Annotated in this window: 16 protein-coding genes and 1 riboswitch; of the genes, 7 read left to right on the forward strand and 9 right to left on the reverse strand. The window is 47.3% G+C overall.

The features are described from left to right. Window positions 1-25 precede the first annotated feature (25 nt). Window positions 26-1,189 (reverse strand): DUF4317 domain-containing protein, encoded by a 1,164-nt coding sequence (locus MJB10_RS19430; RefSeq protein ID WP_314797387.1) that lies wholly within the window; start codon window positions 1,187-1,189, stop codon window positions 26-28. Between the two features lie 135 nt (window positions 1,190-1,324). Then, window positions 1,325-3,577: an FAD-dependent oxidoreductase gene (locus MJB10_RS19435; RefSeq protein ID WP_314797389.1), complete on the reverse strand. Its 2,253-nt coding sequence runs from the start codon at window positions 3,575-3,577 to the stop codon at window positions 1,325-1,327. A gap of 187 nt (window positions 3,578-3,764) precedes the next feature. Between MJB10_RS19435 and MJB10_RS19440 the strand changes: the two genes are divergently transcribed. Then, window positions 3,765-4,598, forward strand: a complete 834-nt coding sequence (locus MJB10_RS19440; protein WP_314797392.1) for an AraC family transcriptional regulator — start codon at window positions 3,765-3,767, stop codon at window positions 4,596-4,598. On the opposite strand, the gene MJB10_RS19445 is transcribed toward MJB10_RS19440, so the two are convergent. Beyond that, window positions 4,593-5,144 (reverse strand): TetR/AcrR family transcriptional regulator, encoded by a 552-nt coding sequence (locus MJB10_RS19445; protein WP_314797394.1) that lies wholly within the window; start codon window positions 5,142-5,144, stop codon window positions 4,593-4,595. The genes MJB10_RS19440 and MJB10_RS19445 overlap by 6 nt on opposite strands. Window positions 5,145-5,350: 206 nt before the next feature. Between MJB10_RS19445 and MJB10_RS19450 the strand changes: the two genes are divergently transcribed. The 4 genes from MJB10_RS19450 to htpG all read left to right on the forward strand — a co-directional run bounded on the left by MJB10_RS19450 (window position 5,351) and on the right by htpG (window position 10,135). Next, complete coding sequence (locus MJB10_RS19450; RefSeq protein WP_314797396.1) at window positions 5,351-6,241, forward strand: ABC transporter ATP-binding protein; 891 nt, start codon at window positions 5,351-5,353, stop codon at window positions 6,239-6,241. Next, window positions 6,238-7,050 (forward strand): ABC transporter permease subunit, encoded by an 813-nt coding sequence (locus MJB10_RS19455; protein WP_314797397.1) that lies wholly within the window; start codon window positions 6,238-6,240, stop codon window positions 7,048-7,050. Before MJB10_RS19450 ends, MJB10_RS19455 begins: the two co-directional genes overlap by 4 nt. 142 nt (window positions 7,051-7,192) lie before the next feature. After that, complete coding sequence (locus tag MJB10_RS19460) at window positions 7,193-7,861, forward strand: NAD-dependent epimerase/dehydratase family protein (RefSeq protein ID WP_314797399.1); 669 nt, start codon at window positions 7,193-7,195, stop codon at window positions 7,859-7,861. Window positions 7,862-8,254: 393 nt separating this feature from the next. Then, entirely contained in the window at window positions 8,255-10,135 is a 1,881-nt protein-coding gene (gene htpG, locus MJB10_RS19465) for a molecular chaperone HtpG (protein WP_314797400.1), read from the forward strand. A gap of 76 nt (window positions 10,136-10,211) precedes the next feature. Here htpG and MJB10_RS19470 read toward each other — a convergent pair whose 3' ends face one another. After that, on the reverse strand, window positions 10,212-10,385 hold the full coding sequence (locus MJB10_RS19470; RefSeq protein WP_314797402.1) for a hypothetical protein: 174 nt from the start codon (window positions 10,383-10,385) through the stop codon (window positions 10,212-10,214). 86 nt (window positions 10,386-10,471) lie between these two features. Continuing rightward, window positions 10,472-10,594, forward strand: a riboswitch (cyclic di-GMP riboswitch). A 45-nt stretch (window positions 10,595-10,639) separates the two neighbouring features. Here MJB10_RS19470 and MJB10_RS19475 point away from each other — a divergent pair. Then, entirely contained in the window at window positions 10,640-10,828 is a 189-nt protein-coding gene (locus MJB10_RS19475) for a hypothetical protein (RefSeq protein WP_314797403.1), read from the forward strand. 296 nt (window positions 10,829-11,124) lie between these two features. Here MJB10_RS19475 and nrdR read toward each other — a convergent pair whose 3' ends face one another. Beyond that, window positions 11,125-11,604: a transcriptional regulator NrdR gene (nrdR, locus tag MJB10_RS19480; RefSeq protein ID WP_028557296.1), complete on the reverse strand. Its 480-nt coding sequence runs from the start codon at window positions 11,602-11,604 to the stop codon at window positions 11,125-11,127. A 111-nt stretch (window positions 11,605-11,715) separates the two neighbouring features. On the opposite strand from nrdR, the gene MJB10_RS19485 reads away from it, so the two are divergent. Continuing rightward, window positions 11,716-11,931: an alpha/beta-type small acid-soluble spore protein gene (locus MJB10_RS19485; RefSeq protein ID WP_314797406.1), complete on the forward strand. Its 216-nt coding sequence runs from the start codon at window positions 11,716-11,718 to the stop codon at window positions 11,929-11,931. A gap of 65 nt (window positions 11,932-11,996) precedes the next feature. Here the strand turns inward: MJB10_RS19485 and MJB10_RS19490 are convergent, their stop codons facing one another. From MJB10_RS19490 to mutM, 4 genes are all read right to left on the reverse strand, one after another. Beyond that, entirely contained in the window at window positions 11,997-12,593 is a 597-nt protein-coding gene (locus tag MJB10_RS19490; RefSeq protein WP_314797408.1) for a lytic transglycosylase domain-containing protein, read from the reverse strand. Continuing rightward, complete coding sequence (gene coaE, locus MJB10_RS19495) at window positions 12,590-13,186, reverse strand: dephospho-CoA kinase (protein ID WP_314797409.1); 597 nt, start codon at window positions 13,184-13,186, stop codon at window positions 12,590-12,592. The genes MJB10_RS19490 and coaE overlap by 4 nt, the downstream gene beginning before the upstream one ends. Before the next feature lie 69 nt (window positions 13,187-13,255). Next, window positions 13,256-13,999 (reverse strand): MntP/YtaF family protein, encoded by a 744-nt coding sequence (locus MJB10_RS19500; RefSeq protein WP_314797410.1) that lies wholly within the window; start codon window positions 13,997-13,999, stop codon window positions 13,256-13,258. Window positions 14,000-14,097: 98 nt separating this feature from the next. Further along, on the reverse strand, window positions 14,098-14,958 hold the full coding sequence (gene mutM, locus MJB10_RS19505) for a DNA-formamidopyrimidine glycosylase (protein WP_314797412.1): 861 nt from the start codon (window positions 14,956-14,958) through the stop codon (window positions 14,098-14,100). Between the last annotated feature and the right edge of the window lie 15 nt (window positions 14,959-14,973).

The raw sequence follows: 14,973 nt of genomic DNA on the forward strand, positions 1-14,973 counted from the left end.
TGTTGTTTCCGTTTTAAATTTGATTCTACAACGTTTCCGTATTGAGCGTAAAGCCTTCGATCACGACGTCTTCGTCGACCTCGATCATGATACAGCGTTTTCCTTGATAATTTACCTGTCTCACATATTTTAAATCTTGCGGACTGACCGTAATCGTGGCTACCTTCGTATCAATCTTAATCGATTTTGATGTAAACTTCGGAATGACGCTGCTCGCTTTGAGTTCATAATTTTTGTCGTCGACAACATTTTGGAACGCGCGTTCCACCTTTTCCAGCGTCACGTCCTCCACGCCACTTACCGATAGCATACGTTCTACATCTCTATAATCCAGCTTTGGAGGCTCTTCCTCCTCGTTGGACTCGATGACCCGATGAATTTCCTCGTACACTTGAGCGATCGTAGCGGCATCGAGATGTTCGCCAGCAACTTCCTTCACGATGTCCTCGAACATAGCTCTCTCTTCTAACGCGGTCACGGTCTGCTCGGCATTTAAGACTTTATCAATGAAATGCGGATTCGGTTCGTGCGCTTTCCCCGCGCAATACAGAATGCGATTCATATCGGAATAGTTGTCCGTCACGCTAGGGTAAAAGAAACCTTGCTCTGGCGTGTTCAATTTGACGATCGGATCTGCGATGAAATTATATTTATATTCCCTCTCGACATAATCAAACATGAGCGTTTTTCGCTGTTTTTCCGTGGAATTTATGCTGCACAAAATGAATAGATTCGCGAACATCTCATTCTTTTCGCTCTCCATGGCATCTTCGTTCCTGCTCTTGGTCGGCTTCGAATATTGTCCGCGGACAAAAGTGACCACCATATCCTGTTCGTATTTCGTATCCACCAACATTTTCTCCACCAACAGGAGCATCAGATCTTGCCATTCTTCTGCATTACCGGTCACCAAACCTTGATGGAGAAGCACCTGCGTTGGCTGCTCCGCTTCCTCTTGAAACTTTAACTCGAACATTTTCTGATCCAATTCGCCGGTCAGCAGTTTTTTGAAATTGGCCATATAGAGCTCCTGCTTCTCCCTGTCCAATAGGGCGAACGGGTGGCGCTCGTAATGGTAGATCTCGTTGTTTTCTTTCATGATATACACATTGAAAATATCAAAAATATGAAGCATTTCGGTATCCATTTTAAATTGCTTGCGTATATGCGCGATTTCTTTCTTGATCATGATGCAACAGTCAACTCCTAAGATTTCCTATCACTTGGATGAACTACATCCTGTATGTTAATTCATAATTGTAGATTTCTCAACAATTTAACGGATTTGGGTGCAATAACGTCCCTTTGGGGGGTATTCACTCCCTTAACCGTACGCACGCACCTCCACCACCTCCGCACAAGCGCTCCCGTTCGTCGCTTCCACCACGATCCGTAAACGATCGGTGGTAACCGCCTCCTCCAGCTCCAACCTTCTCGTGCGTCGACGATTGTTCGTTTCCCGCCGCAACACCTGCCACGCTCCCTCGATCCAAGCTTCCAACCGATATTCTTTGACCAACTCTGGCCTTACTTCGTCGCTCGATCGAAATGCGTGCAAATTGATTAAATCCTCGTGCACATTATCATTGAATGTGACTTGTATCTGCCGCAGCTGCTGCGCCTCCTGCCAGCGAAGCTCGACCCACTCTTCACGTCCCGCGATCATCGGCTCCGACATCCATTGGTGCGGACCGCCGTAGGGGCGCAGGTATCCGTCTGTCACCTTAGCAGCCGCATAAGCCTCCGTCTCCGATGACAGCCGGAAGCAGATCGGCTTGCGATCCACGCCGTTCTTCATGCTCCACTGCACCACAGGCTGGTCCGGCTGATGGTTCTCCAGCTTCGGATCGACGACTGGCTTCTCGCCTCGCACAAAAGCAATCGCCCCCGTATGCTGCCGATCCGAATGATACACCACCGCGTGTTCATTCGCTTTGACAATCACGAACGCATTCTGCGCAACGTCTGGCCGCCAGCTGAGCGGAACATGCACCCATTGCCGTTCACCCGCATCTACTTGAACAGCTTCCCTACAAACCAACTGCTTCGGCACATAGTTCTCGGCCCTGCCCGTTTCCCACAGCTCAACCTGCAGGATGGTCGACTTCCTTACATCCACAAGCAACTCGAACCCGTTCACACACAGGTCGACAGGAAACAAAACAGCCACGTCCGTCTCAAGCTTTCGCGACTCCACCGCACCTTCAACGGCAAGCTGCCGTAACGTGGATGACGCACTCACTTGAGCGCTTCTCGCGAGATCCTGCTCATCCTCGTTGCGTACCCCAATCAAGGAAGCATCTTGACGCAACAGTACTTGCTGCAGTTCCTTCCCGTGCTTCTGAGCCAACTCGCGCGGCGAGATTCCTTTCTGAACACAGAGTGCAGCCCCCGTTCCCGCTGCTTCCCCTATGACAGCACAAGTCGCCATCACCCTCGTCGTCCCGAAGGCGACATGTGTGGCGCTAATATTGCGCCCTGCCATCAGCAAGTTGGCAACGTTCACGGAGTAAAGCGAACGGAATGGGATATGGTAAATACCGTCCGCATGCAAATGCTTCGACCCGCTCTCTCTCGCGTACATCCCCTGCGGCGGGTGCAAATCTATCGACCAGCCGCCGAAAGCGACGCGGTCCTCGAACGGCTCCTGCGCCATCACATCATTCTGATTCAGCATGTAATCACCCTCGAAACGGCGATACTCCCGCTTGCCAGGCAGAGCCCCAACCCATTCCAGCGTCATCGTTTCCGCTTCGAATTGACCGGAATTTTTGATATAATCCCAAATGCCATAAATCACCGACCAGAGCTCATCACGGATTCGCTCGTTCTCGTGCACCGTGTCCAACTCGCCGCCCCACTCAATCCACCAATAATGACAGCCCGAATCCCCGCTTCGGATCACACGCTTAATCGGAATCGAGGTCTTCGTAATGTCCTTGGCGAAACTCGGCGGATGATAGTTCACAGGACGCCCCGCGTCCTTTGTATAAAATAAAATCGTGCTCCCAAGCGTAATGCCATCCGCAACGTCTGGCGCCCAGTCCTCCCCGAACTCCGACTTTGCTTCACGTCCAATTCGGTATTTGGCCCCAGCCAAAAAACCGATCAGCCCATCTCCCGTGCAATCCAAGAAAACTTCACTCTCAAAGCGAATTCGCCGCTCCGAGCCCATCATCCAGCCCGTTACAGAACGGATCACTCGCGTATTTTCATCCCCATCAGCCTCGACTTCATGCACATCAGTATTCAAATACAACGCAATATTGCGCTCGGCACGAACCGCTTCCAAGACGACGAGATCCCACATATACGGATTTCCGTCTGGATTCTGAAACTGATTCTCCACAAACAGCTCGCCCATAATTCCCGTTTCTCGTGCAAAACGATTAATGCCATGTGCCGTTGCTCCGCATACCCACACGCGAACTTCACTGGAGGAATTTCCGCCCAGTACAGGTCGATTCTGAATAAGTGCAACGGTCTGGCCCAGTCTAGCCGCAGCAATTGCTGCACAGACCCCAGAAAGACCGCCACCGACGATCGTCATATCCTTTTTTACTAATTCTGCTTTCATCAGATAACCTCCAGTGAAGCTAAGATTATCTTCATTTTATTAGAAGCACAGCCCTTTCATCCATGCACCCTTTTAACAACTTCTTATACAAAATTTCAATTCGCCACTACATTCTTGCCCACCTATGATTTAAAATAGAAGTATCTGAATTTGAAGTACATGCAGAGGAAAAGAGAGGATTATGCGCATGATGCGAGTTCAAGACATGATCACCCAACGCCCAAAATTGCTTACGCATATGTACTGGAAGGAGAAAGCCGCCTTTCAGCTGCCAGAAGATACGAATGATTACTGGGTGCTGTTTGCCGTGGAAAATGGCAGCTTCACCTACGAGATTCAAGAGGAGATCGGAAGCGCGACTTTCGGAGATATGGTGCTGTGTCCACCCCACGTGAACTTCAAGAGAGAAGTCATTCACCCCCTCACTTTTCATGTCATTCTGCTGCAGTGGGAAGATGAAACGAACCAACCGATCCAAGTAGATAAAACCCATCTCTCAGGCAAAATAACCCTATCTGATTTTAACCGTTTATCCTCCAACTACGCGCATTTGAAAAAATGGTACATGCATGATATCACATTAGCGGCTTCTCTGCGTCAACATGTGTTGACGGATCTGTGGATGACTGTCATTGACGAAGCCTATTCGGCAAGCCCAGATGCTGCCTCACCTTGGACACCTCAACCGGGCACACATAAAGATCCTCTGATTCAACAAGCAACGGCGATCATTCATGAACAAGCAGCTCTCGCATGCAGCATGAAAGAAATTGCCCAAACCTTAGGGCTAACGCAGGTGCAATTCACTCGCAGATTTAAAAAATCGACCGGCATGCTGCCGATCGATTACTTAACTGCGCTGCGCCTGCAAAAGGTGCAGCATCTTCTGCTGGACAGCGACTGGACGCTTCAACAAATTGCTGGCCATTGCGGCTATGAGAACGAGTTCTATTTGAGCCGCGTCTTCACCAAACGAATGAGAATGACGCCCTCTTCTTATCGCAAGCTGCATCGCCTATGAGCTAATGCCATAGAAAAATAAATGCACCATTTCCTCAATCAAGCTATCGACATTCCCATGCTGCTCGGCGTATGCAAAAATCATATCCGTTTGATTCGTCAACATCTGCATATGCATCATGATCGTGGAGGTAGACAGCTTTTCCGAAATCTCGCCAGACTTCTTCCCATCTTCGATCAGCTTTACCACGAGCGGCATGCCTTTAGTCATGTACTCATCCTTCATGAAAGCAGCTAGCTCCACATCTTGCTCCTGTTCCTGCCACATTTTCTTAATCACCTGAAGGCCGAATGTGCGGGATGATTTCTTTTTCTGAAAAATAATATATTCAATTTTCTCCTTGAGCGTATGCTCACCCTGAAGAAATTCCGCAAACTCATCAATCGTCTTTCGCACATAAGCGATGAAGACTTCTCTCACCAATGTTTCCTTGCTGCCAAAATAATTATAGATCGTCACCTGTGACACGCCTGCCGCGCTGGCAATATCGGCAATTCGCATCGATGCTGAGCCTGATGTGGTCAAGAAATCTAACGTTGCTGCCATGATTTTATCTTTTTTTTCCTGGGCTCGCTTCTCGTAACCGTTCATTATTATCACCTGATTCATGGAATAATGAAATTATAACATAAATATATTTCATAAGTATTGACGGCATGCGCGGGGCAGGAGTAAGATTAGTTTTGAAATATATAATAAATATTATTTCATAACTTCGCACTCAGATTTTCCATCCATGGAGGTGGCTGTTCATGTTAACGGTTCATCAGTTAACCAAAACCTTTCCAAACGGGAAAGGCATTTTCGACGTCTCATTCTCCGTGCAAAAGGGCGAAGTATTCGGATTTCTCGGACCGAACGGCGCTGGCAAATCCACGACGATTCGGCATATCATGGGCTTCATGAAACCAGACCAAGGGATTGTCCACGTCGGTGGACTCGACACCTGGAGCGCACAAGGCACGGTGCAGCGTTATCTGGGCTATTTGCCTGGAGAAATCGCGTTTATTGAAGGCATGACAGGCCTTTCATTTCTCACGTTCATGGGGGAATTGCAAGGGATGAAGGGGAACGAACGGCGCGATGAGCTGATCGACCGCTTTCAATTCGATGTGAAGACACCCATTCGCAAAATGTCCAAAGGCATGAAACAAAAAGTCGGCATCGTCGCCGCCTTCATGCATCAACCTGAAGTCATCATTCTGGATGAACCGACTTCAGGACTAGATCCGCTCATGCAGAAGGTGTTCATCAACTTGGTGCTGGAGGAGAAAGCGCGGGGCACAACGTTCCTGATGTCCTCTCACAGCTTCCAAGAGATCGAGCGCACTTGCGATCGAGCTGCCATCATTAAAGACGGTCGAATCATCACCGTGAAGGATATACATGAGCTGCAGTCCATGCAGCGCAAGCTGTTCGAAGTTACTTTTGAACGTATGGTGGATGCGGATGCCTTCGCGGCTTCGTCTGGCATACACATTGAATCCCGTGAAGGTCTTCGCGTGCGTGTTGCCGTGCAGGGCGAGTATGCGCAGTTTTTAGCTGCTATCACTCCATATGGAATCCGTAATCTCGATGTGTTCACCCAAAGTCTGGAAGATATCTTCATGAACTACTATGACCGGAAGGGGACGATCGCATGAATACCGCACTCTACAAGCATATGATGAGCATTCATAGCAAAGTCATGATGAACTATGCGTTCGGATCAGCTTTCTATATCCTGTTAATGTTCTGGTTATTTCCGAGCTTCGCGAGCAATAATGCCGCTCTTGATGAGATGATTAAGTCGTTACCTGAAGGATTGACAAGCGCCTTCAACTTAGGCAGCGGCTTTGGTACGGTGGAGGCTTTCATTTCTGGAGAGTTTTATGGGCTGCTGCTTGTCGTGATCGTCGCGATTTTCTGCATCCTCTTCACAACGCAGCTTATGGCCAAGCTTGTCGATCAAGGTGCGATGGCATACTTACTATCGGTACCGACCACACGCGGCGCTGTTGCGCTGACACAGGCAGCGGTGTTTGTTACGGGCTTATTGCTTATCATGACCGTGACGACTCTGTGTGGATTTGCGGGTTATGCCCTGTTTATCGGGGATTTGAGCGATTTTCATGGCGGTGCTTACTTGGAGATGAACATCGCCGCGTTCCTACTGTTCTTTGCCGTCGGCGGCATCGCCTTCCTCGTCTCCTCACTGGCGAACGACGAGAAACGAGCTTTAGGCATCTCAGCCGTGTTGACCTTCGGATTTTTCAGCTTGGATTTCCTTGGAAAACTCAGCGATTCCATCCATTGGCTGCGTAACCTGAGTTACTTCTCGCTCTATGATCCTAGCGGTGTCATTGAAGGAAAGGCCAGCTTAAGCTTCCCGTGGTTAATGTTAGCCGCAATTGGCATCGTGACCTATGCAGCCGCGATTGTGCTTTTCCGCAAGCGGGATTTGCCTCTGTAAGACGAAGAGGCGTGGAGCCGTTCTACGCTGGACCGAAAGGTCGGTGGTGGTACGGCTTTTTGCTGCGCCAAACTATACGAATACATCAAAACTTAGTATGATACTTGCATCACAACTAGTTCATAGGAAAGAAGTGAATAGGATGAACGTATTACTATTCGGAACGACGGGCATGGTTGGTCAAAGCGTGTTGCGGGAATGCTTACTAGACCCTCAAGTCCAGCAAGTTATTTCCATTGCTCGGAGCGCCTCCCACCAAACACATGCGAAGCTGCGCGAACATGTCCTAGCGGATATCACCAAGCTGCATGAGTTGAAAAATGAACTGGTAAACGTGGATGCCTGCTTCTTCTGTCTCGGCGTGTCCTCGGTGGGCATGAGTGAGGATGAATATCGGGCGATTACATACGACCTCACGATGAACATCGCCAGAACGTTAGCTGATATTCAGCCAGGAATGACCTTCATCTACGTTACAGGGGCTAGCACCGATAGCACAGAGCAGGGCAGCAGCATGTGGGCAAGAGTGAAGGGGAAAACCGAAAATGACCTGCTCAAGCTGCCGTTCAAAGCGGCCTACATGTTCCGCCCTGGCGGGATAATCCCAAAGAATGGCGTCAAGTCCAAGACCAAGGTGTACCAAGCCATCTATGTGCTGATGAGACCCCTTTATCCGTTGCTGGAAAAATGGTTCCCTAACTCAATTACCGACTCTGTGCAAGTCGGACGAGCGATGATCAACGTCGCGCAGCATGGCTTCGCGAAGCCGATTCTTGAGGTGCGCGATATTCGCGAAGCTTCGGAGAAGTAAAATTGGGAAATGAGCACGTTGACGGAACGTGAGTACGTTATTTTGTGAATTTTGATGGTTTTGGCAGGCAGGCGGAACGTGAGTGCGTTAAACGCATGATTTTAGAGGTTTTCTTGTCATATTGATCTAATTAGCGGAACTACGTTCCGTGCCGGCGGGAAATCGCTGCACTTGAGTCAAATAGCGTCGTGATGTTCCGCTTTACTGTAAATTGTGCGCAAGAGATGATAACTGCAGTCAGGGAGCTATCATCATTTACTGTATAATCCCCACAACCACCAATTGACTTTAATTTTCAGGGATGATATAAAATTAGTGTATAGCACTCACAGGGTGCGAGTGCTAACGGCGCGCAGACGCCTACTCTTTTACATATCGAAAGGAGATTTATCCGTGGAAAAGAAACAGTTTCAAGCCGAATCCAAGCGTCTTTTGGAGATGATGATTAACTCGATTTACACGCAGCGTGAAATCTTTCTAAGAGAACTTATCTCCAATTCTAGCGATGCCATTGACAAAATTTACTACAAGGCGCTTACTGACGACTCGCACGTTTTTGACAAAGATAGCTACTTCATTAAGATTACAGCTGACAAAGAAAAGCGCACTCTGACGATCCTCGATACAGGTATCGGGATGACAAAGGAAGAGCTTGAAAATAATCTCGGGATTATCGCGAAGAGCGGCTCCCTTGCTTTTAAGAAAGAAAATGAAAGCAAAGACGGTCACAACATCATCGGTCAGTTCGGTGTAGGCTTCTACTCTGCGTTCATGGTAGCTGATCACATCACAGTGACAAGTAAAGCGCTTGGCAGCGATGTTGCTTACAAATGGGAGTCCGACGGCGCAGACGGATACACGATCGATACGGCATCCAAGGACACAGTTGGTACGGAAATCGTCCTTTCCATCAAGCCGAACACGGAAGATGACAACTATGATGAATATTTAGATCAATACCGCCTCAAAGCGATTATCAAGAAATATTCCGACTTCATCCGCTATCCAATCAAAATGGATATTACGGGCAAACGTCTCAAAGAAGGCAGCGAAAGCGAGTTCGAGGACTACCAAGAAGAGCAGCACGTGAACAGCATGGTGCCGATCTGGAGAAAGAACAAGAGCGAGCTGACACCTGAGGATTATGAGAAGTTCTACCACGAGAAGCACTACGGCTTCGATAAGCCGCTGAAGCATATTCACGTTAGTGCTGATGGCGCGGTGGTGTATCAAGCGATCCTCTTCATCCCTGAGAACATGCCTTACGACTACTACTCCAAAGAGTACGAAAAAGGCTTGGAGCTCTACGCGAACGGCGTTCTCATTATGAACAAATGCGCAGATTTGCTGCCTGACTATTTCAGCTTCGTCAAAGGGATGGTCGATTCCGAAAGCTTGTCTCTGAACATCTCCAGAGAAATGCTGCAGCATGACCGCCAATTGAAGCTGATCGCCAAGAACATTTCCAGCAAAATTAAAAGCCAGTTGCAAAGTCTCCTGAAGGACGAGAGAGAGAAATACGAGCAGTTCTACAAGTCCTTCGGCAGACAGCTTAAATTCGGCGTATACAGCGATTATGGTACGCATAAAGAGCTTTTGCAGGATCTTCTCATGTTCTCTTCAACAAAAGAGAAAAAGCTTGTAACGTTGGATGAGTATGTATCAAGAATGCCAGAGGATCAGAAGTATATCTACTACGCTTCTGGTGAGTCCATGGAACGCATTGATAAACTTCCACAAACGGAGCTTGTGACAGATAAAGGATACGAGATTCTGTATTTCACGGATGATATTGATGAGTTTGCAATCAAAATGATCATGACTTACAAGGAGAAAGAGTTCCGTTCCGTTTCAAGCGGGGATTTGGGTATTGATGTTGAAGACAACCAAACGGAATCTGAGTCTGATAAAAAGGAAAATCAGGACTTGTTCGAATACATGAACGGTTTGCTTGCAGGCAAGGTTTCTAGCGTCAAAGCGTCGAAACGCCTGAAGAAGCATCCAGTTTGCCTATCCACTGAGGGTGATGTCACTATCGAGATGGAGAAAATCCTAAACGCGATGCCGAACAATCCGAACGTTAAAGCAGAGAAAGTGCTTGAAATCAACGTCAACCACGACGTATTTGCTTCCTTGAAAGATGCGTTTGAGAAAGATAAAGAGAAGTTGAACCTGTACACAGCACTGTTGTACAATCAAGCACTCTTGATCGAAGGCCTGCCGCTGCAAGATCCAGTAGAATTCACGAATGACATTTGCAAAATCATGGTATAATCCATGTTTAGTAGGAGCACTGCAACGCACACGTTGTGGTGCTTCTTTGCTTCTATAATTTCCATGCATCTATGTGTTAATTCGAATCAACTACACTTGCGCTTTCCGACTCGTCCGATGGTTTCACCGCTTCATATCGCTGGTACACATAGGCCAACAATCGTTCATGATCGATCCCAAGCTCATTCGCAACTTTAACAATATCCAATTCCTTCGAGATTTGACCAGAAATAGGGTTCATGACGGACATATGTCTCAACCATCCTTCGAATTCATATAATAGGGGCATGTCAAACACTATAACCTATGATATAGTTTGGATATACGCGTATATCGGTACGATAAAGGCAAAACCATTGAAAAATGGTGACGCAAAGCTACAGGGACTAATTTGGCACCTACACCTAGGTATGACAGAAGCCCATCTCAAGGTGTTCAATATGTTTGCCAGCTACCGCCCTCCGTCCGATATTGACAGAACGACAAAGGAGGAAAATCTGCATCATGGATAAAGTAGTCATCGATGGTCACATGAGTCAAGACGTGAAACAGTTGATCGATCATCTGCATCTTCCAGAGAGTGAGTTATTGGACATGTTCTCCTTTTCGTTTGATAACATCGTTCTGACACCTGAGGAAGCGATTCGATTTATTCATTTTCTGCGCAGTGAATTGGACAAACGTACTCAATAACCGAATTATGCCTTATCCCATTCAAAAATACAGTCGGTTGATGTCTATAGATAAATTTTTTTTCAAATTTCCGATTTGTCGCGTTTTTATTGGGTTATGCGGGATCATTTAGAGAAAGACAGCGGGATAACCGCAGTCTTTTTTTATTTTTTTGTCACATTTCGAAAAAAAACAATGCCTATTCTGTCGTTGCATAGCCCTCATGAGGAGGCATCTATACAATTGTCAAAAAGCCGCTCCAGCTTCGTGATCTTGCCACGAAGCCGAGCGGCTTTTTCAATTCTGTCCAGACACTTCTATTTATCGCGAAGCAGCCCGGTATCATGCTTTCCCAAAATTTGTGTCAACTCTTTCAGAAACATATTGATGTCTTTGAATTGCCGATATACAGAGGCGAAGCGAATGTAGGCCACTTCATCGACAGGGTACAATTGTTCCATCACAATTTCACCAATGCCAAGGCTATCAACCTCAGCATGAGCTGTCGTGCGAAGCTGCATTTCAACCTCTGAGACCAGCATTTCTAAGCGCTCCATCGAAACGGGCCTCTTTTCACATGCTCGTATTAAGCCCCGTAAAATTTTCTCACGACTAAATTCTTCCCGACTTCCATCTTTTTTAATCACAATTAAAGGCGTTTCTTCTACCATTTCGAAGGTTGTGAATCTTCTTGCACATTTCTCGCATTCACGACGGCGACGAATGGATTTATTCTCATTGGCGGACCTGGAGTCAAGCACTTTCGTACCAGAATGGTCACAGAATGGGCATTTCATTCGCTTTCCACTCCTTTCTCTCATGGACATTTCTTTACCAGATGTTACATGTCTTGAAACTCAGCGTACTGCACACAATAGATTTACCAACCGACAAGGAGGTGAACAGACATGAGCTCACGCAGCAGCAATACTCTGATCGTTCCACAAGCAAATGCAGCCTTGGATCAGTTGAAATACGAAGTAGCTCAGGAGCTAGGTATCGCTATCCCACAAGATGGCTACTATGGCAACATGACTTCTCGTGACACTGGTTCTATTGGTGGTAGCATTACTCGTCGCCTGGTACAAATTGCAGAACAATCTCTAGCAGGTCAATTCAAGTAATCTTGGACTAACCAGTTATAGATTCTGCACAATGGGAAGTATTGGACTCTTCGCTCCATTCGGAGCTAGTCCAATGCTTCTTTGTTTGTTTCTCCCCCCCATTGTTCCCGGTACAACATCGTATATTTCTCATAGTAGTACAGTACACGCTGTACATAATGCCTCGTTTCCCCAAACGGGATATCACTAATATTGGTATTCGTCCCGTCCCACACACCATTATTTTTCCATTTATTCACATTGCCTTGACCAGCGTTATACGCCGCGATCGCGTACACGACATTGCCATTATAATGCTTGATCAACCAATTCACATACCACGATCCCAATAAGATGTTAATGTCAGCACGAAGCAAATCATCTTGGGTAAGAGGCCCCAAATCCGAAGACTCCACAATCCACTCCGCCGTTTCTGGCATGAGCTGCATAAGCCCTAAAGCACCTTTGCTTGATTCCAAATGATATTTATAATTCGTTTCTACACGGATGATAGCTGCAATCAGAAACGGGTCTATATTGTGTTTCGCCGCGCTCTGCCTGATTTCCTGCTGAAAATAGATTGGGTATAGCTTTCTGCCGATAATCGCGCTATTCATGAAGAGAATCATGACAAAAGCGATTAGCAGAAGTGCAAACATTCGCTTTTTCCGAAAAAACGTCATGCTAATCCCTTCCCTGCCCAAAACAGCTCAACCCTCTTGTTGGTTTCTTCCAAAGTGCCGCTATTATCAATGACCACATCCGCCATTTTACGTTTCTCTTCAATGGACATCTGCGCATCCAGTCGAAGCTGAGCCGTCTCTAAGGATAAGCCGTCGCGCGCCATCAACCGTTCCAATTGCACAGGACGAGGTACGTAGACAACCATAATTTCTTGAAACATCGACACTAAATTAGATTCTATAAGTAAAGGAACATCCACCACGACGAGCTTTGTGGGGTACTCCAGTTCATACGACGTCATTTGTTCACGCATGCGGGCGCGGATCGGAGGATGTAGAATCGCCTCCAGCTGCTTGCGCGCTTCTGGGGAACCGAAGATAATTTCGCCTAGTTTCTTGCGTTGTAAAGACCCATCTGAGCCTATCACAACTTGTCCAAAGTGAGAGGCAACCTGTTCGAGAACAGGACTGCCAGGTTCTACAACGTCTCGAGCGATCTGGTCCGCATCTACTAATAGAGCACCGCGGCTAACGAGCATGCGGCTAACCGTGCTTTTTCCACAGGCAATGCCACCTGTTAGACCGATATTCATAAGGCGACCTCTCCTAAACGTATTTAAACATGAAGATCGATTATAGTGCGTGTTCATAAAGTCGGGTTTTCATATCATTTTCATAAGCCCCATCACAATAAGGACGATTCCTGGAAAAATTGACAGCTTCTTCATCCAGCTCATTTCCGCGTAACGAAATCCGATTCGCAAACCAATCGCAAGCAAAGAACCACTGGAAAGCGAGATGACCGATGCTGTTAAAAGAGGAACAAAACCGATAAGCGCTGCGCCGATCCCCGCGCCAAACGCATCCAGAGACAGCGCTAAACCGAGTAATGTGGCCTCGGAAGCTGAGATATTACCTGATTTATCAACATCCGCAATGGAAGGTGTACGCAGGATTTGAATCACAAGACCGAATCGTTTCAATTCAATATTCACAATTTCTTTCGTTCGTTGCAGCGTGTCAAACGTAATCGGCTCCGCCACACCCGCATGGTTATGCGAATTAGGATACGACATGCTGCTAACTGCGGCTTCTTCTCGTGAAAGCACGCCCGACTCGGAACTCAATTGCGCTTTCTGATCTTGCTTGGTTTGGATCAGTGCCCAGATTCCGATACCAATCAGAATGACTGCGCCGATTCGCCGCGCAATGGAAGGAGACATGAACGAAGACATAAGAACGCCGATCTGCATCGAACTGAAGACAATAATGCCAGACCAGAGCGAAATAATCGCAATTGAAATCAGAGGTATGCGGATCTTACGTAGCCCATACATCACGCCAACACCGAACCCGTCTAGTGAGACCGCAAAGGCCAAAATAAGCAGAGAAATGACAGGGAGCATACGAACCCTCCTAAGCGTTATACCTAAACACAAGCTCAGCGAGCTGTTCATCTAGGCTAAGTACTCCATATCATATGGGGAGGATACGCTTCATGTGCCTATTTCTCAGACTTCTTTCGGGAATTGCCCTGCTTGATTGGCTGGCACTTCAGACAAATATGTGTCCCTCTGCCGCCGACAACAGTTTTGACGATTTCAGTGCCGCACGTTTTGCAAGGCTGCGCCCCTCTACCGTAAATGTTCAATTGATGTTGGAAAAGGCCGATTTCGCCTTGTCCATTCACATACGATTTAATCGAAGAACCGCCAACATCAACAGATTCCTGTAATGTACGAACGATCGCCTCATGCAGCCCCATCAACTCTTTCTTGCTCAGCGATTTCGCTTCCCGCTCGGGGTGAATGCCTGCCAAGAAGAGGGACTCGTCTACATAAATATTCCCAATGCCCACAATATATGCTTGGTTCAGCAGCAGCGGCTTGATCTTCGTGGCGCGATGAGCAATCTGGGCTTTGAACGCTTTGAAGGTGAACGCTTCATCCAAAGGCTCAATTCCGAGCTTAACTAGTGGCGGCGATGTCAGTTCTTCCCCTTTCGGGAAGAGGTGCATCGTACCGAATTGACGGACATCCTTGTACCGCAATTCACTTCCATCTGTGAAACGGAATAGGACGTGAGTGTGTGGCTCCAACTCGTCATCGCCGTCATAGAGGCCGTAACGGCCCTCCATGCGTAGATGAGACACCATCACATAATCGGTCAGCACAAAACGAAGAAACTTGCCTCTGCGTTCGATGCTTTCTATCGTTTGGCCCTGTAAGAAAGTCTCAAATTGTTGTATATCATCAGGCTTCTGAATGATTCGAGGCAGCCTGACGGTCACGTGGGCGATCGTTTTCCCACGAATTAATTCATTTAACGTGCGCTTGACGGTTTCGACCTCTGGTAATTCAGGCAAGGTGTCCACCTCCTA

Origin of the sequence: Paenibacillus sp. MBLB1832 (assembly GCF_032271945.1) — a bacterium.
Taxonomy (GTDB): domain Bacteria; phylum Bacillota; class Bacilli; order Paenibacillales; family NBRC-103111; genus Paenibacillus_E; species Paenibacillus_E roseopurpureus.

Excerpts from the sequence above, each read along its gene's own strand:
- MJB10_RS19430 (WP_314797387.1), bottom strand. The coding sequence starts at position 1,189 with ATGATCAAGAAAGAAATCGCGCATATACGCAAGCAATTTAAAATGGAT.
- MJB10_RS19435 (WP_314797389.1), bottom strand. The coding sequence starts at position 3,577 with ATGAAAGCAGAATTAGTAAAAAAGGATATGACGATCGTCGGTGGCGGT.
- MJB10_RS19440 (WP_314797392.1), top strand. The coding sequence starts at position 3,765 with ATGATGCGAGTTCAAGACATGATCACCCAACGCCCAAAATTGCTTACG.
- MJB10_RS19445 (WP_314797394.1), bottom strand. The coding sequence starts at position 5,144 with ATGGCAGCAACGTTAGATTTCTTGACCACATCAGGCTCAGCATCGATG.
- MJB10_RS19450 (WP_314797396.1), top strand. The coding sequence starts at position 5,351 with ATGTTAACGGTTCATCAGTTAACCAAAACCTTTCCAAACGGGAAAGGC.
- MJB10_RS19455 (WP_314797397.1), top strand. The coding sequence starts at position 6,238 with ATGAATACCGCACTCTACAAGCATATGATGAGCATTCATAGCAAAGTC.
- MJB10_RS19460 (WP_314797399.1), top strand. The coding sequence starts at position 7,193 with ATGAACGTATTACTATTCGGAACGACGGGCATGGTTGGTCAAAGCGTG.
- MJB10_RS19470 (WP_314797402.1), bottom strand. The coding sequence starts at position 10,385 with ATGTCCGTCATGAACCCTATTTCTGGTCAAATCTCGAAGGAATTGGAT.
- MJB10_RS19475 (WP_314797403.1), top strand. The coding sequence starts at position 10,640 with ATGGATAAAGTAGTCATCGATGGTCACATGAGTCAAGACGTGAAACAG.
- nrdR (WP_028557296.1), bottom strand. The coding sequence starts at position 11,604 with ATGAAATGCCCATTCTGTGACCATTCTGGTACGAAAGTGCTTGACTCC.
- MJB10_RS19485 (WP_314797406.1), top strand. The coding sequence starts at position 11,716 with ATGAGCTCACGCAGCAGCAATACTCTGATCGTTCCACAAGCAAATGCA.
- MJB10_RS19490 (WP_314797408.1), bottom strand. The coding sequence starts at position 12,593 with ATGACGTTTTTTCGGAAAAAGCGAATGTTTGCACTTCTGCTAATCGCT.
- coaE (WP_314797409.1), bottom strand. The coding sequence starts at position 13,186 with ATGAATATCGGTCTAACAGGTGGCATTGCCTGTGGAAAAAGCACGGTT.
- MJB10_RS19500 (WP_314797410.1), bottom strand. The coding sequence starts at position 13,999 with ATGCTCCCTGTCATTTCTCTGCTTATTTTGGCCTTTGCGGTCTCACTA.